General features: G+C 67.8%; 22 protein-coding genes and 1 pseudogene. 9 read left to right on the top strand and 14 right to left on the bottom strand.

Features of this window, described 5'->3' with window-relative positions; translation table 11 throughout:
* Positions 1 to 263: 263 nt before the first annotated feature.
* On the bottom strand, positions 264 to 1262 hold the full coding sequence (locus FZN60_RS12675) for an SDR family oxidoreductase (protein ID WP_199266552.1): 999 nt from the start codon (positions 1260 to 1262) through the stop codon (positions 264 to 266).
* Positions 1263 to 1528: 266 nt separating this feature from the next.
* Here FZN60_RS12675 and FZN60_RS12670 point away from each other — a divergent pair, with 266 nt between their 5' ends.
* From FZN60_RS12670 to FZN60_RS12655, 4 genes are all read left to right on the top strand, one after another.
* Positions 1529 to 2122 (top strand): TadE/TadG family type IV pilus assembly protein, encoded by a 594-nt coding sequence (locus FZN60_RS12670; protein ID WP_255475969.1) that lies wholly within the window; start codon positions 1529 to 1531, stop codon positions 2120 to 2122.
* A complete protein-coding gene (locus tag FZN60_RS12665) occupies positions 2116 to 2748 on the top strand; it encodes a TadE/TadG family type IV pilus assembly protein (protein WP_158873843.1) in 633 nt (210 codons plus the stop codon). Before FZN60_RS12670 ends, FZN60_RS12665 begins: the two co-directional genes overlap by 7 nt.
* 74 nt (positions 2749 to 2822) lie before the next feature.
* Positions 2823 to 4106, top strand: coding sequence for a pilus assembly protein TadG-related protein (locus tag FZN60_RS12660; RefSeq protein WP_246726763.1), 1284 nt, complete (start codon positions 2823 to 2825; stop codon positions 4104 to 4106).
* A gap of 122 nt (positions 4107 to 4228) precedes the next feature.
* A complete protein-coding gene (locus FZN60_RS12655) occupies positions 4229 to 6610 on the top strand; it encodes a bifunctional diguanylate cyclase/phosphodiesterase (protein ID WP_158873841.1) in 2382 nt (793 codons plus the stop codon).
* A 42-nt stretch (positions 6611 to 6652) separates the two neighbouring features.
* Here the strand turns inward: FZN60_RS12655 and FZN60_RS12650 are convergent, their stop codons facing one another.
* The 9 genes from FZN60_RS12650 to moaA form a co-directional block, all read right to left on the bottom strand.
* Positions 6653 to 6961, bottom strand: coding sequence for a hypothetical protein (locus tag FZN60_RS12650; RefSeq protein ID WP_158873840.1), 309 nt, complete (start codon positions 6959 to 6961; stop codon positions 6653 to 6655).
* A 127-nt stretch (positions 6962 to 7088) separates the two neighbouring features.
* Positions 7089 to 7958 carry an NAD(P)-dependent oxidoreductase gene (locus FZN60_RS12645; RefSeq protein WP_158873839.1) on the bottom strand — a complete coding sequence of 290 codons (870 nt, stop codon included), beginning with the start codon at positions 7956 to 7958 and terminating at the stop codon, positions 7089 to 7091.
* Between the two features lie 39 nt (positions 7959 to 7997).
* A complete protein-coding gene (locus tag FZN60_RS12640; protein WP_158873838.1) occupies positions 7998 to 8822 on the bottom strand; it encodes an ABC transporter permease in 825 nt (274 codons plus the stop codon).
* Positions 8819 to 9529, bottom strand: coding sequence for an ABC transporter permease (locus tag FZN60_RS12635; RefSeq protein ID WP_158873837.1), 711 nt, complete (start codon positions 9527 to 9529; stop codon positions 8819 to 8821). The genes FZN60_RS12640 and FZN60_RS12635 overlap by 4 nt, the downstream gene beginning before the upstream one ends.
* Before the next feature lie 58 nt (positions 9530 to 9587).
* Positions 9588 to 10385: an ABC transporter substrate-binding protein gene (locus tag FZN60_RS12630; RefSeq protein ID WP_158873836.1), complete on the bottom strand. Its 798-nt coding sequence runs from the start codon at positions 10383 to 10385 to the stop codon at positions 9588 to 9590.
* Between the two features lie 133 nt (positions 10386 to 10518).
* On the bottom strand, positions 10519 to 11742 hold the full coding sequence (locus FZN60_RS12625; protein ID WP_158873835.1) for a multidrug effflux MFS transporter: 1224 nt from the start codon (positions 11740 to 11742) through the stop codon (positions 10519 to 10521).
* Positions 11742 to 12653 (bottom strand): DMT family transporter, encoded by a 912-nt coding sequence (locus FZN60_RS12620; protein WP_246726754.1) that lies wholly within the window; start codon positions 12651 to 12653, stop codon positions 11742 to 11744. The genes FZN60_RS12625 and FZN60_RS12620 overlap by 1 nt, the downstream gene beginning before the upstream one ends.
* 102 nt (positions 12654 to 12755) lie before the next feature.
* Positions 12756 to 13211: a hypothetical protein gene (locus tag FZN60_RS12615; RefSeq protein ID WP_199266551.1), complete on the bottom strand. Its 456-nt coding sequence runs from the start codon at positions 13209 to 13211 to the stop codon at positions 12756 to 12758.
* 49 nt (positions 13212 to 13260) lie between these two features.
* Positions 13261 to 14307: a GTP 3',8-cyclase MoaA gene (gene moaA / locus FZN60_RS12610; RefSeq protein ID WP_158873834.1), complete on the bottom strand. Its 1047-nt coding sequence runs from the start codon at positions 14305 to 14307 to the stop codon at positions 13261 to 13263.
* A 126-nt stretch (positions 14308 to 14433) separates the two neighbouring features.
* Between moaA and FZN60_RS12605 the strand changes: the two genes are divergently transcribed.
* Entirely contained in the window at positions 14434 to 14799 is a 366-nt protein-coding gene (locus tag FZN60_RS12605; RefSeq protein WP_158873833.1) for a gamma-butyrobetaine hydroxylase family protein, read from the top strand.
* A gap of 154 nt (positions 14800 to 14953) precedes the next feature.
* Here the strand turns inward: FZN60_RS12605 and FZN60_RS12600 are convergent, their stop codons facing one another.
* Both FZN60_RS12600 and FZN60_RS12595 read right to left on the bottom strand, forming a co-directional pair.
* The gene (locus FZN60_RS12600) at positions 14954 to 15124 is read right to left on the bottom strand and encodes an ABC transporter (RefSeq protein WP_158873832.1); all 171 of its coding nucleotides are present in this window, start codon (positions 15122 to 15124) and stop codon (positions 14954 to 14956) included.
* Between the two features lie 187 nt (positions 15125 to 15311).
* Positions 15312 to 15953: a hypothetical protein gene (locus tag FZN60_RS12595; protein WP_158873831.1), complete on the bottom strand. Its 642-nt coding sequence runs from the start codon at positions 15951 to 15953 to the stop codon at positions 15312 to 15314.
* A 384-nt stretch (positions 15954 to 16337) separates the two neighbouring features.
* Between FZN60_RS12595 and FZN60_RS29410 the strand changes: the two are divergent.
* The 4 genes and pseudogenes from FZN60_RS29410 to FZN60_RS12575 form a co-directional block, all read left to right on the top strand.
* Positions 16338 to 17051 (top strand): annotated as a pseudogene (locus tag FZN60_RS29410) (L,D-transpeptidase); the annotation flags it as partial.
* Between the two features lie 663 nt (positions 17052 to 17714).
* The gene (locus FZN60_RS12585; RefSeq protein WP_158873830.1) at positions 17715 to 18212 is read left to right on the top strand and encodes a hypothetical protein; all 498 of its coding nucleotides are present in this window, start codon (positions 17715 to 17717) and stop codon (positions 18210 to 18212) included.
* 52 nt (positions 18213 to 18264) lie between these two features.
* A complete protein-coding gene (locus FZN60_RS12580; RefSeq protein WP_158873829.1) occupies positions 18265 to 19452 on the top strand; it encodes a hypothetical protein in 1188 nt (395 codons plus the stop codon).
* Positions 19449 to 20036, top strand: a complete 588-nt coding sequence (locus FZN60_RS12575; RefSeq protein WP_158873828.1) for a protein-S-isoprenylcysteine O-methyltransferase — start codon at positions 19449 to 19451, stop codon at positions 20034 to 20036. Before FZN60_RS12580 ends, FZN60_RS12575 begins: the two co-directional genes overlap by 4 nt.
* 12 nt (positions 20037 to 20048) lie before the next feature.
* Here the strand turns inward: FZN60_RS12575 and FZN60_RS12570 are convergent, their stop codons facing one another.
* Together FZN60_RS12570 and FZN60_RS12565 are read right to left on the bottom strand one after the other, a co-directional pair.
* Positions 20049 to 20786, bottom strand: a complete 738-nt coding sequence (locus FZN60_RS12570; RefSeq protein ID WP_158873827.1) for a proteasome-type protease — start codon at positions 20784 to 20786, stop codon at positions 20049 to 20051.
* Between the two features lie 149 nt (positions 20787 to 20935).
* Positions 20936 to 21883, bottom strand: a complete 948-nt coding sequence (locus tag FZN60_RS12565; RefSeq protein ID WP_158873826.1) for an alpha-E domain-containing protein — start codon at positions 21881 to 21883, stop codon at positions 20936 to 20938.
* Positions 21884 to 21885 lie beyond the last annotated feature (2 nt).

The raw sequence follows: 21885 nt of genomic DNA, 5'->3' as shown, positions 1-21885 counted from the left end.
GGTCACTGTGAGACCCGCGACTTTCCGTATCGCCGGACCAGCCGGTTGAGCAGCCTCTCGACGCCGCCGTGAATCCGTTCGGTTGGTGGCTCGCGCGACCCGCCGCATCCCTTTTCGATCCGATGCAGTCCGCCATCGAGTTGCAGGCCCCCCGGCACGCGACGAATGCCGCGTGCCGGAGAGGAGCGACCCGGGCCTAGCCCTCAGCCCTCATGCCAAGCGGCGCCGCGGCGATCGTCCGCGCTGCGCCGCGTCCGGCTTCGTCATGCCGGCTGGCCGTTGCCTCCGGTGGAGCCGAAGATCTGGCCGGTGGAGAAGCTGAGAAGCGGATCGGCGGCCGCGACGTAGAGCCCCGCGATCTCGGCCGGCTGGCCCGCGCGGCCCATGGGCGAGTCGCTGCCGAAGGTCCGCAGCTTCTCCTCGGTCGCACCGCCCGAAACCTGCAGCGGCGTCCAGAACGGACCCGGCGCGACCGCGTTGACGCGGATGCCGCGGGGCGCCAGCTCCTTGGCCAGGCCCTTGGTGAAGTTGAGGACGGCGGCGCGCGTCATCGCGTAGTGCATGATCTCGGGCGAGGGATTGCCGGCCTGCTCCGACGAGGTGTTCACGATCACGGCGCCCGACCCCATCCGCTCGAGCGCCGCCTTGGTCAGCCAGAACGGTGCGTAGACGTTCGTCTTCATGGTGTCGTCGAAGAGTTCGGACGAAATCTCGGCGATCGACGGACGGGTCTGCTGAAGCGCGGCGTTGTTGACGAGGATGTCGAGGCCACCGAGCTGGTCGGCGGCCTCGGCGACGAGGCGGCGGCAGAACTCTTCGGTGCGCAGGTCGCCCGGGATGGCCACGGCCTTGCGGCCTTCCGCCTCGATCAGGGCGACGACTTCCTTCGCGTCGGGTTCCTCGGCGGGCAGGTAGTTGATGGCGACATCCGCGCCCTCGCGAGCGTAGGCGATGGCGGCCGCGCGGCCGATGCCGCTGTCGCCGCCGGTGATGAGGGCCTTCTTGCCCGCCAGCTTGCCGGAGCCCTTGTAGCTCGTCTCGCCGTGGTCCGGGCGCGGGTTCATGCGCGAAGCGAGGCCCGGCCAGGGCTGCATCTCCACGGGGTAGGGCGGCTTGGGATAGTCGGCGGCGGTCGGGGCCGTGGCCGAGCCGGCGCCGGATCCGGCCTGCGCCGAGGCAGGGGTATTCGAAGCGAGCGTGACGGCCACGCCCGCGGTCAGGGCGGCGCCGGCCAGGAAGGTGCGGCGGCTGGTGTCTGTCATGAAGGTCTCTCCGTGCTGCTTCACGAAGCGTGCGCGGACCGCGATGGTTCCTGCAGCGTCATCGCGACGCGCCGGAGGCTTGCGGATTTCCCATGCACGGAAGCGCGCGGTCGGCCGCACGGGGAGAATCATCTTCAGGGGCCGCCCAAATTCGCGTCCCAGCTTCAGAGGTTCCGTCTTACAAGCAACAGTTTGAAAGCATGCGCTAGGAATAGCTTAAGGAGCTGCCGGCATAGCTCGTCGGAAAACCGACAGGCGGTAGCGGCATGCAACCGGGACGCGTCATCCGACAACTTATCGAACTGACGACCCGCGTAAGCAGCAACAAAGGCGGTGTTGCTGCTGTCGAGTTCGCCTTCGTGGCCGCGCCGTTCTTCGCGCTGGTGCTGATGGTGTTTCAGCTGGCGCTCTACCACTTCGGCGTTCAATCGCTGGATCACGCCACACGTCTGGCCGCGCGCGCCGTCATGGTCGGCGACGTTCCCGCCTCCGCTCAGAACCGTGCCGCGTTCCTGAACCAGATGATCTGCCCGCACCTGATGATGGCCTTGTCGTGCGACAACATCATCCTCAACGTCTACCGCATCGAGGCGACCTCCGACGCCGACAAGAAGACCGGCATCTACCGCTTCGTCGACGGGCAGACCCGAAGCCTCGCGGCCGTTGAGAGCGACCCGTCCAAGGGCAGCTTCTGCCTGGGCGGTCCCGACGACTTCGTGTTCATCGACGCCGCCTACAAGCTGCCGAACATCGTCAGCAGCCTCATCGGCGCCGACGACTGGGAAAGCAGTCCCATCCTGATGCGATCGACGACGCTCGTGCGCGCGGAGCCGCACAAGGGCGCGCACCCATCGTGTTGAAGCAACTGCTCGCTCGGTTCGGCCGCTCGCGTTCGGGCGTCGCGGCGCTCGAATTCGCACTGATCGCCCCGGCGATGATCGTCATGCTGGTCGGCGGCGTCGAAGTCAGTTCGGCCATCACGGCGGCCAATCGCGCCACCTTCATCGCGGAGACGATCGGCGAACTCGTTTCGCGCACCAAGGGGCCGATCGGCGAATCGGAGATGGCGGGCTTCATCAAGATGGCGGCCCTCATCGATCCCAACGTGATCCGGCACGCCGCCAACACGGGCAAGACGCTGGAAGCGGCCGTCGACGTGACGGTTTCGAGCGTCGAATTCAGCCTGGCCGACGCGGCCTGCAAGCGGGATTGCACCTACAAGGCGGACGTCGAGTTCAGCACCTCGCTGACGGGCAGGACGCGGCCCTGCGGCGCCCTTCCGGCCGGCTCCGGAAGCTCGCTTTCGACCCTGCCGCCCGAAGTCTTCGGGCCCGGCTCGATCGTCGTCGTCGACGTCGTGGCCAGCTACGAGCCCGTTATCGTCTCCGTCCTTTCGGAAACGATCTCCTTCCATCGCTCCACCTTCTTCCGGCCGAGGCACGTCGCCGCGGTCGAATATGCGGTCAGTTGCCCAGGACGGTCATGAACTTCTCGCTTTCCGGTTTCCTGAGCTTGCGGTCGGCCGCCCAGATCTGGCGGCGAAAGGACGGCAACGTGGCGATGATCTTCGCCGTCATGGCGCTGCCGATGCTCGGAGGGGTCGGCTTGGCCGTCGACTTCGGCAACATTCTTTCCGCGCGAAACAAGGCCCAGGTCGCGGCCGATGCCGCGGCGCTCCAGGCCGGCGGTGTCGCGCGCGACCTGATCCGCTCGGGCGACGGCAGCGCGGCATCGGTGGCGGCCGCGATCGCGGAAGGCGAGCGCCGCGGGCGGCTCTTGTTCGACGCGAACGCCGCGCAGCTCGGGCTCACCGACTACGAGGCGACGGTGAAAGTGACGCGCTCGGGACAGACCTTGTCGAGCCGCGCCAGCTTCAAGGTGCACCGGGCAACCTACCTCGCCCCGCTCTTCGGAATGGACAGCTTCGAGGCCAGCGACGCGTCGATATCGAGCGTCGTTCTTCCCACCTATTCCGAAGTCTACGTCGCCGTCGACGTGTCGCAATCGATGGGCATCGCCGCGACGACGGACGAGATGAACCGTCTCTTCTACGCCAGGGTCAAGCTGAAGAACGGCAAGTCGGAGCAGACATCCTGCGTCTTCGGCTGCCATGCCAAGGAAAACTCGGACCACACGGAAACCTACTCGGACGTCGCGGCGCGCGAGGGCATCCGGCTGCGGATCGACGTGCTGCGGGACGCGACGGTGGATCTCGTGGAAACGGCGCGGCGCGAATCCCACTCGGATCCGCTTTACCGGATCGGGCTCTTCGCGATGGGGATGTCGGCCAACTATTCGACCGGCGCCCTGATCACGCTTCACGATCTTTCGGGCGATTTCGACTCCCTCGCGGCCGCCGCCAGAAAGATCACGCTCGGTCCGAGCAAGGGCAATCCCTATTCCGACAGCTACCAGAACGAGACCGTCGCCCAGCTCAACCAGCGCCTGACGGCCGCGGGGGACGGGACTTCGCCCGAGCAGCCCAAGAAGTACGTCATCATCATCACCGACGGCGTGCGGGACGTTCAGAAGGGAAGCGGATGCGTGCAGACGGGCAACCGCTGCGTCAGCGCTCTGGAGCAGGCATCCTGTTCGGCGATGAAGGCCAAGGGCATCACGGTCGGCGTGCTCTATACGACTTACCTGCCGCCGCGACCCTTCATTGAGACCGACTGGTACGCGGTCCAAGTGGTCAACACGGGCGTGGCCGCGAAGGTCGCGCCGGCACTCAAGAGCTGCGCGTCGCTCGGGTGGTACTACGAGGCGAGCCAGGCGGACGCGATCGACGCGGCCCTGCAGCGGATGTTCGCCCAAACCCGCGCCGAGCCGATGCTGACGCAGTAGAACCGCCGGGTTCAGGTTGAGAGATCGCCCGACGACATTTCGCCGCGCCGGCCAGCATCGATGGTCTGCACGCGGAAGTTTTTAAGCGCTGTCCCTTAGGATCTTGCGGCGGAGACTCACCGATGCAGCAAGTCCTTTCCTGTCTACAGGTCGATCACGACGCGGTCCTGCTGCTGCTGGCCGCAGCGGTCTGCGGGATCGGCGTCTACGGCGCCTTCTCGATCGCCCGGCATGCCGGGCACAGCACCGGGGACGCGCGTCGGAACTGGGCCCTCGTCGCCGTCGGGGCGGCGGGCTGCACGGCCTGGGCGACGCACATGATCGCGCTCCTGGCCTATCGCCCGGGCATGTTGTCCGCGTTCGAGCCGGCCCTGACCGCCTTCTCCCTGCTTCTCGCCACGGCCGGCATCGGCGCGGGGATCATGCTCACGCTGGGGCGGCACGAGCGGCTTCGCCGGTTCTGGGGCGGGCTCGTGATCGGGATCGGCGTGGCGCTCCTCCACTACGTCGGTCAGGCAGCCTACCTCGTCACCGGAGAGATCTGGTGGGAGCCGACCCTGGTGGCGGTGTCGCTCGCCGCGGGACTTGCGCTCTTCGGTTTCTCCACGGTGGTCGCTGGCGAGCGGATGAAATCGGTCCGGCCCGCAGCCGCGCCGCTGCTGATCCTGGCGATCGCCGTGCTGCACATCGGCGGCATGATGGCGCTGCGCCTGGAATACGATCCGGCGATCCGGCTGCCGACCTATGCCGTGCCTCCGGACGTCCTGGCTCCGATCGTCGCGGCCGTCAGCATCGGTCTCGGTCTTCTCGCGCTGCTCGGCCTGCGCATGACCCTCCACGCGAAGGCCATGCTGCGCAAGGAGCGGCTGAGGCTCGGCGAACTCGCGAACCTCGCCTTGGAAGGCCTGGCGATCTGCGAAGGCGACGTCGTCGTCACGGCGAACGAAAGCCTGGCCCGCCTGTGCGAGCGGAGCCGGGCCGATCTGACCGGCTGTTCGCTCGGCGATCTGCTCCTCGAAGCGAACCTGAGTGATTTGCCGGAGCATCAGGAGGCCGACGCGAACATCGTCGCGGCCTCCGGCAGGCTGGTGCCGGTCCGCCTCCTGCGAAGCGACGTGAACCTCGGCGGTCGTCCGCAGATCGTCTTCGCCTTCCGCGATCAGCGGGAGCGCTTGCGCAGCGAGGAGCGGATCCGGATTCTCGCCTTCACGGATCACCTGACCGGCCTCGCCAATCGCACCCGCTTCCACGATCGCCTCGCCGAGCTGGCCGGGCCGTCGGACGGCGTGGCGGCTTCCTTCACGCTGATGATGATCGACCTCGACGGGTTCAAGGCGGTCAACGACGCCTTCGGTCACGGCGGCGGCGACGAAGTCTTGCGCATCGTCGCCGAGCGATTGCGGTCGGCCGTGGACGAGCGGCACATGGTGGCCCGGCTCGGGGGCGACGAGTTCGCCGTCCTGATCGACGACAGCGCCGATCCCCTGCAGGCCGACCATGTCGGCCGCGCGATCATCGCCGCGATCGAAGAACCCATCGCGGTCGAGAACCAGACGGTCCACATCTCCGCCAGCATCGGCGTCATGACGTCCGGCTCGGCGTTTACCGGAACCGTCGAGATGCTCACCGCCGCGGACCTCGCCCTCTACGATGCGAAGGCGAACGGCCGGGCGAGGATCCGCTTGTTCACTCCCGAGCTGCGGCGCATCGCCATGGAGCGGAGCGGCACGGCGATGGAGCTTCAGGAAGCCTGGGACGAGCGGCACTTCGAATTGTACTACCAGCCGCAGGTCGACCTGCGCACCGGCGCGATCACCGGCGCCGAAGCGCTCATCCGCTGGAACTATCCCTACTTCGGCGTGCGGGCGCCCGCGTCCTTCCTGTCGGTGCTGGAAGGCAGTCACCTCGCCGTGCCGGTCGGTGATTGGATCCTGCGGGAGGCCTGCCGCCAGGCCGTGGCGTGGCGGCGCCAGGGGCTTGCCGACTTCCGGCTGGGCGTGAACCTCTTCGCCGTTCAGCTTCGCTCGCCCGACTTCGTGGAGCGCGTCGAGTCCGCCCTCCTGTCGAGCGGTCTTCCGTCCGACGGGCTCGAGCTCGAGATCACCGAGAACATCGTCCTGCAGAACGAGCGGATCGTGTCGGAACACTTGCGGCGCCTGCGCGCCATGGGCGTCGGCATCGCCTTCGACGATTTCGGCACCGGCTACGCGTCGCTGACGATGCTGAAGCAGCTCGACATCACGCGCCTGAAGATCGACAGGTCGTTCGTCCGCGACATCGAGACGAACCGCATGGACCGGGCGATCGTCGATGCCGTGGTGCGGATGGCCGAGGGCGCGGATCTGTCGGTGATCGCGGAGGGCATCGAAACGGCGGGGCAGATGCGCCACCTGCGCGAGCGGGTGGCGGAAGGGCAGGGCTACCTGTTCGGCAAGCCCATGCCCGCGGGCGATTTCGCCGCCCGGTTCGTGCGCGTCGGCGCGAGCGTCATCGAGGCGGCCTGATCCTCCGCGACGCGTCCGGTCGGCCGTAGCGGCGCGTGCCCGTCATCTCGCGAGAAGAAAGGAGGCGATCGCCACGATGCTTCCGAGAACGGCGAGCGCGAATTCGAGCATCATCGCGTCGAGAACCCCGATGCCGAGAGCCTGGAGACCGAACCAGACGCCAACCGCTGCGACGATAACCACAGCCGCGATCAGGCCGACGAGATAGACGTCCACCATCGCCCGTTCGATCGCGCGCTGCTGCGGTGGCTGCGGGTAGAGCCAATCCTGGAACAGAACCGAGGACCGGTCGATCCTCACTGTGCCAGGTTGGGGCGATCGTCCGCCCTCGTCGTCTCGTCTTCGGTCCATGCCACGACTCCTGCCGCCGTCGGACATGGTTAAGCAATCCCTGTGCCACGGGCGAGCGCCGCTGCATCTCGTCAGGCCGGGAGACGAGGCCGGCCAGCTCGACGATGGACCGGCGAGGCGTCCGTTCTCAGCGGTTGAGCCGGGCCAGCAGCGAAGACGTGTCCCAACGCTTCCCGCCCATTGCCTCCACCTCGGCGTAGAACTGGTCGACGAGCGACGTGACGGGCAGGGACGCACCATTGCGGCGCGCTTCCGAAAGGCAGATGCCGAGATCCTTGCGCATCCACTCGACCGCGAAGCCGAAGTCGTAGCGGCCATCGATCATGGTCTTGTGCCGATTCTCCATCTGCCAGGAGCCGGCCGCGCCCTTGGAGATGACGGAGATCACCGTCTCGATGTCGAGCCCGGCCCGCTGGCCGAAGGCGATGGCTTCCGAAAGGCCCTGGACAAGCCCTGCGATGCAGATCTGGTTCATCATCTTGGCGAGCTGGCCGGCACCCGCCGGCCCCATGTGACCGACCATGCGGGCATAGGCGTCGATCACCGGACGCGCCGCCTGGAAGCTGTCCTCGTCGCCGCCGCACATCACGGTCAGGACGCCGTTCTCGGCGCCGGCCTGGCCGCCGGAGACGGGCGCGTCGACGAAGCGCAGGCCCTTGTCCTTGGCCGCCGCGTCGAGTTCTCGGGCGAGCTCCGCGGAGGCCGTCGTGTTGTCAATGAGCGTCGCGCCCGGTTTCATGCCGGCGAAGGCGCCGCATTCGCCCAGCACCACGGAACGCACGTCGTCGTCGTTGCCGACGCAGGTGAAGACGAAGTCGGCCCCTTCGGCCGCTTCCCGAGGCGTCGCGGCGGCGCGGCCGCCGTGCTCGGACGCCCATTTCCGCGCCTTCTCGCCGGAACGATTGAAGACGGCGACCTCGTGGCCGCCTTTCGCCCGGAGATGACCCGCCATGGGGTAGCCCATCACGCCGAGCCCGATGAACGCGACCTTGGCCATCGTTGATCCTTGTCCTGAGTGCCGATGAGGAGCGCCGCTTCAGCGACGCAGATGACGGGTCAGCCGCCGCTCCGCGAAGTTCGTCGCGTGGCGCAGCAGTTCTACGATCAGGAGATAGAGGATCGCCGCCCAAATGTAGGTCTGGAAATCGAAGGTGCGGGAATAGGCCCGCCGCGTTTCGCCGAGGAGGTCGTAGACCGTGATGATGGCGACGATGGCCGAGGCCTTCACCATCAGGATCACTTCGTTCGTGTAGGGCCGGAGCGCCACGATCGCCGCCTGCGGCAGGATCACCTTGCGCAGCGTCGTCAGGCGGGACAGCCCGAGCGACTTCGCGCCCTCCCATTGGCCCTTCGGCACGCTCGCGACGGCGCCGCGCAGGATCTCGGCCTGATAGGCGGCCGTGTTCAGCGCAAGCGCGAAGATCGCGCAGTACCAGGGCTCACGGAAGAACCCCCAGAGACCGATCGTTTCGAAGAAGTCGCGGAACTGGCCGAAGCCGTAATAGATCAGGAAGAGCTGGGCGATGAACGGCGTGCCGCGGAACAGGACGACGTAGGCCGTCGACAGGTCGCGCTGAACGAAGCCTTTCGACCCGCGTCCGAGCGCGACCGGCACCGAGATCAGGGCGCCGGCGACGAAGGAGATCGCGACGAGCTGGATCGTGGTCCAAAGGCCCGACAGGTAGATCGGGGCGTAGCGCGCCAAGAGGTCGGGATTCCACGCTGCGGCGAGGTAGGCGACGAGGCTCAGCCCCGCCAGAAGCCAGGCGCCGAGCGCCAGCACGCCGGCGAAGCCCGGCCGCCGCCGGGGCAGGACGTCGGGCGGCGTCGCGGCGAGCGGCGGATCGAGGGCGTTCTTCATCGCGCCGGCTCCCCGCGCCGCGTCCATCGCTCGATCCAGGCGATGACGACCGACGACACCGCCGTCATGACGAGGTAGAGGACGATGGCCGTGCCGAAGAACAGGAACGGCTCGCGCGTCACGCGGGCGGCGATCTGCGTCTGGCGCAAGAGATCCGCGAGCCCGACGACGGACACGAGCGCCGTGTCCTTGAGGAGGTTCATCCAAAGGTTCGACAGGCCGGGCAGGGCCACGCGCAGCACCTGCGGCAGGATGACGAGCACCATGACATGTCGCGGGCGCAGGCCGAGCGCCGCCGCGCCCTCGCGCTGGCCCTTGGGGATCGCGCGAAAGGCGGACAGAAAGACCTCGCTCGCGAAGGCGGAGAAGACGACCCCGAGCGCGACCATGCCGGACGCGAAGCTCGACAGCGCCAGCGCCGGCAGCCCGGCCCCGTCGCTCGCCGCCTTGAGAAGGCCGTTGATACCGAAATAAACGATGAAGAGGGTGAGAAGCTCGGGCAGGCCGCGGAAGATCGTCGTGTAGATGTCGGCGGACAGGCGCAGCGCCCAGTCCTCGGACTGCTTGGCGAGCGACAGGAGGAAGCCGAGCACGAGGCCGAAGGGGAGCGTGGCGAGTGCGAGCGCGATGGTGACGAGGGCGCCCGAGGCGAGGTCGTCGCCCCAGCCTTCCGCGCCGAAGCCGAGGAGGCTCGTGATTGAAGTCATTCAGGCAGTCCGCCGGAGCGGCGCGCCGGCCCCGATGGGCTCGGCGCGCCCGAAGGCATCAGGAGCCGTACACGTCGAAGTCGAAGTACTTGTCCTGGACTTCCTTGTACTTGCCGTTGGCGCGGATGGCCTGGATGGCCTCGTTGAACATGGTCCGCAGCTTTTCGTCGCCCTTGCGCAGGCCGATGCCGATGCCCTTGCCGTAGATGGCGGAATCGGCCGGCAGTGTCCCGAGGAGCTTGCAGCAGGCGCCGGCATCGCTCTTCAGCCATTCGGACAGCACCACGACGTCGTCGACCACGGCATCGACGCGGCCGCTGTCGATGTCGAGCTTGTATTCCTCGGCGGTCGGGTAGGGCCGGACTTCGGCGTCGGGGAAGAGGGACTCGGCCGCCTGAAGATGGGTCGTGGCGGTCTGGGCGCCGATCACCTTGCCGTCCAGCGCGGCGGCCGTCGGCTCGGCGATGTCGGAATCCTTCGGCACGGCGATGGCCGGAGGCGTCTGGTAGTACTTGTCGGTGAAGGCGATCTGCTCCTCGCGCTCGGGCGTGATCGACATGGAGGCGATGAGAGCGTCGAAGTTGCCGTTCTGGAGCGCCGGGATCATCCCGTCCCAATCCTGCGTGACGAAGGTGCAGGTCACCTTCATCTGCTCGCAGAGGGCCTTGGCGACGTCGACGTCGAAACCCTGAAGCTGGCCCGAGGCGTCGAGGAAGTTGAAGGGCGGATAGGCGCCCTCCGTCCCGATCACGACGGTCGACCAGTCCTTGCCGGCGTCGGTGTCCTGCGCGCTCGCCGCGCCCGCGGCGAAGGCCAGCGCGGTGCCGGCGAGAACGAGTGTCTTGAGAAGCGTCATGAAATGCTTTCCGGTGTCTGAATGTGAATGATCGTCGGGAGGGCGCGAAGCGGCGTCGATGCTGCACGGAAGCCGGTCGCCGTGCAACCAAGCGAAGGCCCGCCGCCCCGGCCGTTCCTCATCTTTTTTGCCCTCAAGGCGCATGCGCCGCCTCGCGGCGGGCGGTCACCGCGCACAGGAGGCCGAGGAAGCCGCAGGCGGCCATCAGGAGCGCCACCGCGACCGGCCCGTCCGAGCGTTCGGCCAGATGAGCGGCGATCGTCGAGCAGGCCGCGCCGGCGCCGATCTGAAAGGCGCCGAGGAGACCGGCCGCGGCCCCCGCCGCCTCCGGCCGGACGCTGACGCCGCCGGCCGTCGACGAGGGCAGGGCGAGGCCGTTGCCGATCCCGACGATGAGCATGGGCGCGAAGAGCGTCGCGGGCGTGACGAGCCCGGCGACGAAGAGGCCGAGCGTGAGCAGCGGGGCGCTGAAGCTGAGAAGGCTCCCCGCGACCATCATCGGCTTCACGCCGAAGCGCTGCGAGTAGCGCCCCGCGACGAAGTTGCCGACGATGTAGCCGAAGGCGCAGAGCATGAACCACATGCCGTAGCCGGCCGGCGTCATGCCGAGGACATGGCCGGCGATGATCGGCCCGCCGCCGAGGAAGGAGAAGAAGACCGCGGAGGTGAGGGCCGAGACGCCGACATAGCGCCAGAACGCCGGCGAGCGGGCGAGAATGCCGTAGCTCGCCGCCTGGGCGAAGACCGGCTTGCCCTTGTCGCGGTTGGTCTCGGACAGGTCGAAGACGAGGAGGCCGAGGGTCAGGACGCCGAGAACCAGCAGCAGCCAGAAGACCGACCGCCAGCCGAAGGCGCCGTCCATGTGCCCGCCGATCGCGGGCCCGAGCATCGGCGCCACCGCGAAGCCCATGGTGACGTAGCCGATCATCGAGGCCGATCGGGCGCGGTCGAACACGTCGCGTACGATGGCGCGCGAGAGCGCGATGCCCGTGGCGCTCGCCGCCTGGATGATGCGACCGACGAGAAACATCGTCGCGGAGGCGGCGAAGATGCACAGGAGCGTGCCGACAAGGAACAGGACGGAGCCGGCGATCATCACCGGTCGGCGCCCGTAGCGGTCCGATAGGGGTCCGGCGAGGAGCTGGATCGCGGCCGTGGCCGCGAGATAGAGCGAAAGGCCGAGGCCGATGGTCGACGGGGGAACGTCGAAGTCGCCGGCGATCGAGGTCACCGACGGGATGAAGATGTTGATTGCCAGCGGCGACAGGGCCGAGGCGATCATCAGCGTCGCCAGCATCGGCGCCCGGATCGGCGCGGCACCAGTTGTCAGGCCGGTTTCGTCGGTTCGTTTCAGCATCAATGCACCTGCGCGCGGGCCACCTTGAGGCGGCCGAGCCGCCGCTCGCGCAGCAGCGTGTAGAGGCCGCTCGCCACGACGATGGACGAGCCGACGACGACCGGAACGGTCGGTCGATCCCCGAAGAGGACGAAGCCGAGAAGAAGGGCGTAGAGAAGGATCGAATAGCGGAAGGGGGCGACGAAGCCCATGTCGCCCAGCCGCATGGCCTTCACGATGAAGATATAGCCGACGCCGATCGACACGGCGCCGATCATCAGGGCGAGGAGGATGTCGGGAGCGATCGGGTTCCATCCGACGAAGGGCAGCCAGGCCCAGCCGACGATGCAGACCGCCGCCGCCGTGACGAGCGAGATCGTGATCGAGGGCAGGCGCGCGTCCATGCGGCGGGTCACGAGGTCGCGCATCGATGAGCAGGCGACCGACACGAGAACCGCCAGCGAATACGCGTTGAAGCCATCCGAGCCGGGCTGGACGATGACGAGGACGCCGAGAAAGCCGGTCCCGATCGCGCACCAGCGCCGCCAGCCGACCTTTTCGCCGAGAAACAGGGCCGCCCCGAGCGTCACCGCGAGCGGCGTCGCCTGGAAGATGGCTGACGCGTTCGCCATCGGCATGTGGGCGAGGGCGGTGAGATAGGAGATCGTCGCGCCGATGTCGGCCAGCGTGCGGGCCCCGAGCCGCGGCGAGAGGACGCGGTCGATACCGACGAAGGCTCCGGCCCGCCAGGCCAGAAATGCCAGGAACGCTGTCGCCATCACGCCGCGAACGGCCATGATCTGCGCGATATCGATGTCGCGCGTGGCATATTTCGTGCAGGCGTCGTTGATCACGAAGCCGCCCATGGCCGCCAGCATGAACAGCGCCGCGCGGACATTGTCGCTCAGGCGGGACGGCGATCGGGAAAGCACGGGGGATGCACGTCCGGATTAGACAGGGAAGCGTGGGTTATACGCCTCTGCCCTTGCGGTGAAAGCCCGTCCGGCGAAAAACTCGGTCGCCGGATGGTCGCATCAGGACGCGTTCGCGCCGCGCAGCGAGTTGGTGATCGGGCCCACCAGCCGGTCGTAGGTCCCCCGCTCGGAGTCGGGGTACCGGATCGAGACGGAATGGATGAGGTCGCCCCGGAAGATATAGCGCTCGTAGAAGATCAGTCCGTCGCGAAAGCCGGACACCACGGCCCAACGGTCGCCGGATGCCTTGTAGGTGACCGAATCGTCGGCGGCGCGAAGGGCGATCACGGACTTCGGCGTCTCGCCCCCGTCGTTGGGGCGGCCGTAGATGGCGAGCTGCGCGCCGCTCGGCGAACTCCAGGCCAGCCCGTCTCCGTTGCTCGGTGCCGGAAGCTCTTCGGGAAAGGCGGCGGCCGGGAAGCGCGCCGACGTTCCGTAGCGGCTGTTGACGTAGGTGACGTCGCCGCCGTCGCGGCTCACCTGATCGGCCACCGCCGCGACCGGTGCGATGGTCAAGCCGAACCATGTCGCCAAAGCGAGGGCGCGCAGTCTCGTCCGCATCGGATCAGCCCCCCGTGACGCTCATGTGGCGCGAGACCGAGGGCGCCTTGGTGAGGCGATCGATCACGAAGTCATGGCCCTTCGGCTTGCGGCTGATGGCGGCGTCGATCGCCTGGTTCAGGAGTTCGTCGCCCTCGGAGGCACGCATCGGCCCGCGCAGGTCCGCGGCGTCCTCCTGGCCGAGGCACATGAAGAGTGTGCCGGTGCATGTGACGCGAACGCGATTGCAGCTTTCGCAGAAGTTGTGGGTCATCGGCGTGATGAAGCCGAGCCGGCCGCCGGTTTCGGCCACCTCGACGTAGCGGGCAGGCCCGCCCGTCCGGAACGGGATGTCCTTCAGCGTCCAGCGCTCCGCGAGGCTCGCGCGCACGGCGCTGAGCGGCAGGTAGCGGTCGGTGCGATCCTCGTCGATCTCACCCATCGGCATGGTCTCGATGAGGGTCAGCTCCATTCCCTCGCCATGCGCCCACTCGATCATCGACGGGATCTCGTCGTCGTTGAATCCTTTCAGCGCGACGGCGTTGAGCTTCACCTTGAGACCGGCGCTTCGCGCGGCCATGAGGCCGCCCATCACCTTGTCGAAGTCGCCCCAGCGCGTGATCGCCTTGAACTTGCCGGCATCCAGCGTGTCGAGGGACACGTTGATGCGCTTGACGCCGCAATCGGCGAGTTCGGAGGCGAAGCGCGCGAGCTGCGAGCCGTTGGTGGTCAGCGTCAGCTCTTCCAGGGCGCCGCTGTCCAGGTGCCGGGACAAGGAGCGGATGAGCTGCATGATGCCGCGCCGCACCAGGGGTTCGCCGCCGGTGAGCCGCAGCTTGCGCACGCCCTTGGCGATGAAGGCGCTCGACAGGCGGTCGAGCTCTTCGAGGGTCAGGAGGTCCCGCTTGGGGAGGAACGTCATGTCCTCCGCCATGCAGTACACGCAGCGGAAGTCGCAACGGTCGGTCACGGAGACCCGGAGGTAGGTGATCGGTCGCTTGAACGGATCGATCATCCGCGGACGAGCCGCGGCCACGGCCTTGTCCAGCTTGATGTTCTCGGCTTGATCCATGACATAACCGCCCCGGAGGGCGCATTCTCCCGTGCTGATCCCCCGAATGTGGAAGCGGGGGTGGGCGCGGTCAAGCGGAGCGACCCTCCGCGGGCCGTCCTCCCTTGAGCTCAGAGGCCACGAATCATGTCGTCACCCACGCAAGTTCCCGAAGAGCTGCGCGTCTCGCCCAACCGTCGAACCCTGTTCATCGCCTGGAGGGGCGGCTCGCGGGACGAGCTTCCCGCCGAGATGCTCCGCGTCATGTCGCCCTCGGCCGAGGTTCAGGGCCATGCTCCGGACCAGCGCGTGACGGTGGGCGGCAAGCGCGCCGTGGCGATTCGCGACGTTTTGCCGATCGGCCATTACGCCGTGCGAATCGTCTTCGATGACGGGCACGACAGCGGCCTCTTCACCTGGAGCTACCTGTCCGAGCTCGGCGCGAATCGCGATGCGCGCTGGCAGACCTATCTCGACGAACTCGCCGCCAAGGGCCTGCGCCGCGATCCCTGAGATTCGGCCGCCGCACCGGGCTGGCGCTCGATGTCGACTGCTTTCAAGTGCTTCAAATGAAAAAGGCTCGCCGGTTCTGATGAACCGACGAGCCTGAAGACAGGCGAGGGGCGCTTCGAGGAAGCTGCCCGCTCGCCGCTGGTCTTGGCGGGGCTCAGCCCTTCGAGACGTAGGTGTCCTGCGTCACGACCGGCGCCGGCTCTTCAACGACAACCGGGCCCTTGCCCTTGCCCTTGCCGACGCCCTTGCCGATGCCGTCACCGGCGCAGCCGGCGAGGGTAGCCATCGCGAACGACACAGCGGCGATAACCATGATGTTCTTCATTGAGAGGGATCCTCTACTGTCAAACGTTGAATGCGCCCAAGCCACCTCAGGAAATACGCATGCAGCGCAAATTGGGGCAAGCCAGGCCATCTCGCTAGTGCAACAGCGCAACACGCGTTGCCCGAACTCCCCAACGTTTCGTGCGTGGTGAACAATGGGTTGCGACGCGATCGTGCCGCGCCGCAGCTCAGTATGCCCGCATCGGCGCGAGCTGGCCCACCGGCACCGCCGGGCCGCCGACCGGCTGGGGCGCGCCGGCTCCCGGCATGCCACCCGGGCCGGGTGCGCCTGCCGCGGCCATGGCGCCGGGGGGCGGCGTCGTCGGGAATGCGCGGGCCTCGTTGATCGTCGTCACGTTCCGCCCGACGGCATCCTGTTCGTAGGTGGCCAGAGCGTCGAAACGGCCCGGCAGCCAGGTGGCGACCGTGCGCTCGAGCACGCCGCGCTGGCGGCGGCACTTGCCGAGCGCCTGATAGGCGAGGGCCTGGGCGTCGCCGACCTGCTGCGAGAGCTTGGACGCTTCGTTGAAGTTGCAGATGACGTCGGCGCGCATCGCGTTCTCGACGTCGGGCGTGAGCGGGCCGCCGACCGACTCCAGCCGGGCGCGGAACTGGCGCTCCTGCTTGAGCTGGGTCCCGTCCATGGCAAGCCGGCACTGCACGTAGACGAAGGTCCCGGGCTGCATCAGCAGGCCGCGGCAATGATTGTCGTTGCGCACCTCCTCCGGCGAGGGCCCCCGGGCCACCGGCTGCAGGGCCACGTCCGGCTGCGCCGTGACGCAGGCGGAAAGCGACGCGCAAAAAAGGGCCGCCGCGATCAGATTCTTCATGTCCGGTCCTCATCCCGAGCCGCGGCGTCCTCGTTCCGCGGTCGATCTCTGTGTCTGTCCTGCAACAGTTCTGCCTGCTCGGACGGGCGACGCGCGCCGCCCTTCAGGACGCCGCAAAGGCTTGCGCCATCGGCAGGATTCCTGCCACTCCGGCCCTTCCTGGGCCTTTCGCGCTGCAACCGCGGTCCGTTTTCGAGGCCAGCCTGCTTAGGACATTGTTCTCCAATAGCATAGTAGAAACCCTGTCCGTGCCACACGGTTGACACTGTTGCAGGTTTGCTGCGGACGAAACCGGGGAATCGCGGTGCAGCGTCGCGGGCGCCCGTTGGGGGCACGCGTTGCGCCCGGGCGGCACCAGGTTCCGCAGGTCGAGGAAGGTCTCGCATGAGAATGCTGTCGAAAACGAGCCGGATCGCGTTGATGGCCGCGGCGACGATGTCGCTGTCGGGCTGCCTGACGCACGACTCTCTCACCGAGGACGCCTTCGCGCCCGAAGCGACTCAGATGCCGCCCGAGACCCAGCTCGCCGCCGAATCCGCCTTCGGCGCGCCGACCCCGCCGGACTCGGTGATGAACTACGCGGCCGTGGACGATAACGGCCACCATCTCGTCGAGATCCCGGTCGACAAGGTCGATCCGCGCTTCCTGCGCCAGCGCGTGCCCTACAACGCGCAGGGCTACGAGGTCGGCACCGTGATCGTCGACACGCCGAACCGCTTTCTCTACGTGGTCGAGGCCAACGGCATGGCGATGCGCTACGGCGTGGCCGTGGGCGGCTCCGGCCTGTCCTGGAAGGGCGAGGCGAAGGTCGGCACCAAGCGCGAATGGCCGAGCTGGCATCCGCCGGCGGAGATGATCAAGCGCAAGCCCGAGCTGGAGCCCTACAAGAACGGTATGCCCCCGGGCCTGACCAATCCGCTGGGCGCGCGCGCGCTTTATCTCTACGCCGACGGCAAGGACACGCTGTACCGCCTGCACGGCACGGCCGAGTGGTGGACGATCGGCACCGCCGCCTCATCCGGCTGCATCCGCCTGATGAACCAGGACGCCATCGACCTCTACAATCGCATCCCGGTCGGCGCGAAGGTGGTGGTGCTGCAGGGCAACGAGGCCCTCGTCGGCGAGAACGACGACGACCTGCCGCAATACGTCGCCAGCAACACGGGCGCGACCGGCATGGGCGCGCCGATGGAAGGCGGCGGCGTCGGCGGCATGCCGAGCCAGTCCTACCCGGCGCAGTCGCAGGCCTATCCGACCCAGCAGCAGCAGCCCTACGGCAATGGTCAGGCAGGCTATCCGCAGCAGCTTTATCCCGCCCAGGGTGGCGGTGCGTCCGGCGGTTACCCCGCCGCGCAGGGCGGCTACGGTTCGGCTCGAGGCGCATACGGCGCGCAGTCCTACGTCGATCCCTCTGAAACCGGATCGACCATGCCGGCCGCGGACGCCTACCCGACGCGCGAAGCCGATCCGCTGGATCCCTACTTCCCGGCCGTGGCGCAGCAGTACTGATCCCGGCGCCTGTTGCGTTGAGGCAACAGGCGACCAAAAGGTAGCACAGGTGGCTGAGAGCGCCATTCACTCCGTGATGGTGCCTCGCAAATCAACGCCTTAAGCATCGTGTCAGAAGCCGGGACGAGCGCCCCCGCGAGCGCCTGCCGGCCCGAAGGAACGAAACGTATGAAGATGATGATCCGGACAGCTTTCCTCGGCCTTGTCTGCCTCGGAATGGCGGGTTGCGCCTCCACGAACGAGAACGCCTCGATGGCGATGGCTTCGACGTCGTCGGCCGACTACGCCGCCAACGCCTACGCGCCCGTCGATGACGGTCTCTACTACATCGAGTTTCGCGCCCGCTCGGCGGAAAGCTACGGCCATACCTTCGTGATGTTCGGCAAGCGCGACCGCGCGGGCAACATCCTCACGCGCGAGGTTGCCGGCCTGCACCCGGCATCGACCAGCGACGTGCCCTACGTCCTCGGTCACATGGTGCCCGTGCCCTCCGAGACCGGCGCGAGCGACGGCGACCTCGAGGACGAGTACATGACCGCCAACTGGCGGATCAACCTGAACCGGGCGCAGTACAACGACGTGCTCGCCTACATCCGCCACCTCCAGGCCAATTCGCCGGTCTGGCACGCGGTGCTCGCCAACTGCTCGGGCTTCGTCGGCAAGATCGCCAACCACATGGGCTACCGGGCTCCCAACCCGATGCTCTTCCCGAAGAACTACATCGAGACGCTGAAGGCGATGAACACCTGATGCCGTACGGGGCGCTTCGGCGCTCCGCCCGCATCCCGCGCAGACTGGCCCGATGATCGACCCGGTTTCGCGGCGGCTGGTGTTCCTGTTTCCAGGCTTCGAACCCATGCAGGCGGCCGATCATGTCGGCCGCCTTCGTCATGGCGCCGAGAAGACCGCTGCCGCCTTCGACGTATCCCTGACGCTCGACCGGGCCGAAACGGTCGGGCCGGACGCCTTTCTGTCCGAAACCCGCTGGACCGGGGAGGGCGCGGGCTGGCGCAGCCAGACCGAGCTCGTCCTGTGCGGCTGGGGCGACTTCGTCCTCGATTATGCGGCGCGGCCCAAGCGGCGCCGAATCCTCGCGGGCCTCGCCGCCATGGGCGACTTCCTCGTCAGCGGCACCTTCTTTCGCTACTGCCGCACGAGCTGGCGCTACGCGCTGTTCTTCCTGTTCCCGCTGATCCTCCTCGCGCTCGTCGCCTTGGTCGGCGGCGTTCTCGCCGCGCTGCCGGCCTGGGCCGGCCTGTCCGCCTGGCATGCCGTGTGGAGCGTGCCGCTCGGCCTTGCCGCCTGCGCCCTTCTGTTCGAGCGTGCGGACAAGCGCTTTCACCTCCTCGTCGCGCTCGACGACTGGGCTCTGGCGGCGGATCTCTGCCGCGGCCGCTCGCCGGCGATCGAGGCGCGCCTCGCGGCCTTCGCGGACCTCCTCACCGAACGTCTGGCGAACGCCGACGCCGACGAGATCATCGTCGCCGCGCACAGCCTCGGGGCGAGCTTCGCCGTGCCGGCTCTCGCTCGGGCGCTGGAGCGCATCGGCGCGGTGCCGCCGCAACTCGGCCTCCTCACCGTGGGATCGAGCCTCATGAAGACGGCGCTGCACCCGGCGAGCCGCGAACAGCGGGCGGCGGTCGAGGCGCTCGTCTCGCGCGATCGCCTCCTTTGGCTCGACGTTCAGGCCATCACCGATCCGATCAACTTCTATCGCTCGCAGCCCGCCCGCTCGCTCGGGATCGAGACGGGGCGGATGCCCGAAACGATGCGGATCTCCTTGTCCAAGCTCCTGACGCCGGAGACCTTCCGCCGCATCCGGCTCAACTTCTTCCGGCTGCATCGGCAGTTCGTGCTGGGCAACGAGCGCCGGCGCCCTTATGCGTTCCACATGATCCTGTTCGGTCCCGTGTCCTTCCCGCGCTTCGTCGAGGCGCGCTCCGTCGATCTGCCGCCGCTGGGTCCCGCGGCCGAGGCCGCGCCGCGATGAGCTGGACGAGCATCGGCGTCGCCGCCTGGGTCGTCCTCGCCGTCGGCTGGTACGTGATCCGCTTCTCCTTCGCGCGGCGAGCCAAGCGCGCCCGCGTCGCGGCCTCCGCGCGCGGCACCGCCGAGACGGTGCGCATGGCGGTCTCCCTGACCGGCCTCGGCATCCTGCCCGGCATCTTCGCCGCGACACGCTGGCCGCGCTCCCTGTCCTACGAGCCCTCGGCCCTGCAGATCGTCCTCGGCTGCATCGCCGCCGCCTTCGCGCTCGTCCTGTTCCGGCTGACGCACAAGGCGCTCGGCAAGATGTGGTCGGTCTCGCTCGACATCCGCGAGGACCACAAGCTGGTGACGAGCGGCATCTATTCGCGGCTGCGCCACCCCATGTACCTCGCCTTCTGGGCGATGGCCGTGGCGCAAGCGCTGCTCCTGCCGAACTGGCTGGCAGGCCTGTCCGGGCTCGTCGGCTTCGGCACGCTGTTCTTCCTGCGCATCGGCCCGGAGGAGCGGATGATGGAGGAAGCGTTCGGCGACGAGTTCCGCGCCTATCGCGCGCGCACCGCCCGGATCATCCCCGGCATCTACTGACGCGGCGCCGCGTCAGCCTTCCGTCGTGAAGGGCGGCAGGTCGTCGAAGGCCTTCTTCAGCGAATCGGACCAGCCTTCGGAGATGCGGACGTAGTAGGGGTCGCGGCGGTCGAAGCGGCGGCGGTAGCCGGCCTTCAGCGAATCGGTCTCGTAGAACTGCATGTCGATCGGCAGACCGACCGACAGGTTCGAGCGAATGGTCGAATCGAAGGACACGAGGAGCAGCTTGGCACACTCCTCCAGCGACATGCCGGGTTCGTATGCGCGCACGATGATCGGCCGTCCGTACTTGTGCTCGCCGATCTGGAAGAAGGGGTTGTCCGGCGTCGTCTCGATGAAGTTGCCTTCGGGATAGATCATGAAGACGCGCGGACGCCCGCCCTTGATCTGGCCGCCGAGAATGAAGCTCGCGGTGAAGCGGCCGTCGGCATTGGGGCCGGCCGGGGTCGATTCGGCGATGACCTCCTTCAGCGTGTCGCCGACGAGCCTCGCGGTCTGGAACATCGAGGGCATGGTGAGGATCGCCGGGTTGCGCTCGGCCGGCGCCACGCGCCGCTCCTCGAGGAGCGACACGGTCGCCTGCGTCGTCGCGAGGTTGCCGGCGCTGAGCAGGCACAGGAACCGCTCGCCCGGCACCTCCCAGGTCTTCATCTTGCCGACCGTCGAGATGTTGTCGACGCCCGCATTGGTGCGGGTGTCCGACATGAAGACGAGGCCCCGATCGACCGCGAGACCGACGCAATAGGTCATGGGAGCCCTCTTCCGACGTGCCCGCCCGTTTTCGCCGGACGGCTACCGCTCGTTAGCGCTCCTTCGAGCGAGCCGGAAGACGATAGGCTCGTCCAGGCTGCCTCAAGCTTGCGCCGTCACCCGCCTGCAACGGTGCGGAGCGGCGCGCTTCACTTGTAGAAGTTGAAGCTCTCGGCGATCTCGCTGGCGAGGCGATTGTTGTCGACGATGAACTGCCCCAGGAATTCGTGCAGTCCCGCGTCGATGATCTCGGTCACGCTGCGCTGCGTCATCCGTTCGTTCAGCGCCTGCGCCGTGCGATGGCAGTCCGCGTCGAAGCCGTGGCTGCGCGCCAGGAAGTCGAGGCTTTCCAGGATGCAGGCGCAGGAATAGGCCAGGGATCGCGGCATGCGCCGGTTGAGGATCAGGAAGTCGATGACCTCGATCGGCCGGTACTCGGCGTCGTACTCCCAGATATAGGAGCGCTGCGCCGAGACGGAGCGCAGGATCGACGCCCATTGCAGCGAATCGAGCGGCGAGCCGACCGAGGAGTGCGTCGGCAGCAGCACCCAGTACTTGACGTCGAGGATGCGTGCCGTGTTGTCCGCGCGCTCGACGAAGGCGCCGAGATTGCAGAAGTCGAAGATCTCGTTGCGCAGCATCGTGCCGTAGAAGGCGCCGCGGATGAGGGCGGTCTGCCGCTTCACGAGGTCGATCACCTGCGGCAGCTCGTGCTCTTCGACGGGGCGCTCCAGCCGGGCCTTGAGCGTGAGATAGGCCTCGTTGAGCGTTTCCCAGACCTCGCGGGTGAGGGCGGTGCGGACCATGCGCCCGTTGGAGCGCGCCGTGTCGATCGAGGAGCGGATGCTCGACGGGTTGTCGCGGTCGCGGATCAGGAAGTCGATCACGCTTTGCGGGTCGAATTCGGCGTGCTTCTGGCGGTAGGCGGCTTCCGCGCCCGCCGAGACGAGAACCGACTGCCACTCCTCCGGGCCGCTGGTCAGGTTGGTGAGCGAGAGCCTGAGACCCGCATCCACGATGCGCGCCATGTTTTCGGCGCGCTCGATGTAGCGGAACATCCAGAACAGGCCGGCGGCGGTGCGTCCGAGAAGTGCCATCG

The sequence above is a fragment of the Antarcticirhabdus aurantiaca genome (genome assembly GCF_009765365.1).
Classification (GTDB): Bacteria; Pseudomonadota; Alphaproteobacteria; order Rhizobiales; family Rhizobiaceae; genus Antarcticirhabdus; species Antarcticirhabdus aurantiaca.
This window is presented reverse-complemented; position numbering and strand designations above follow the sequence as displayed.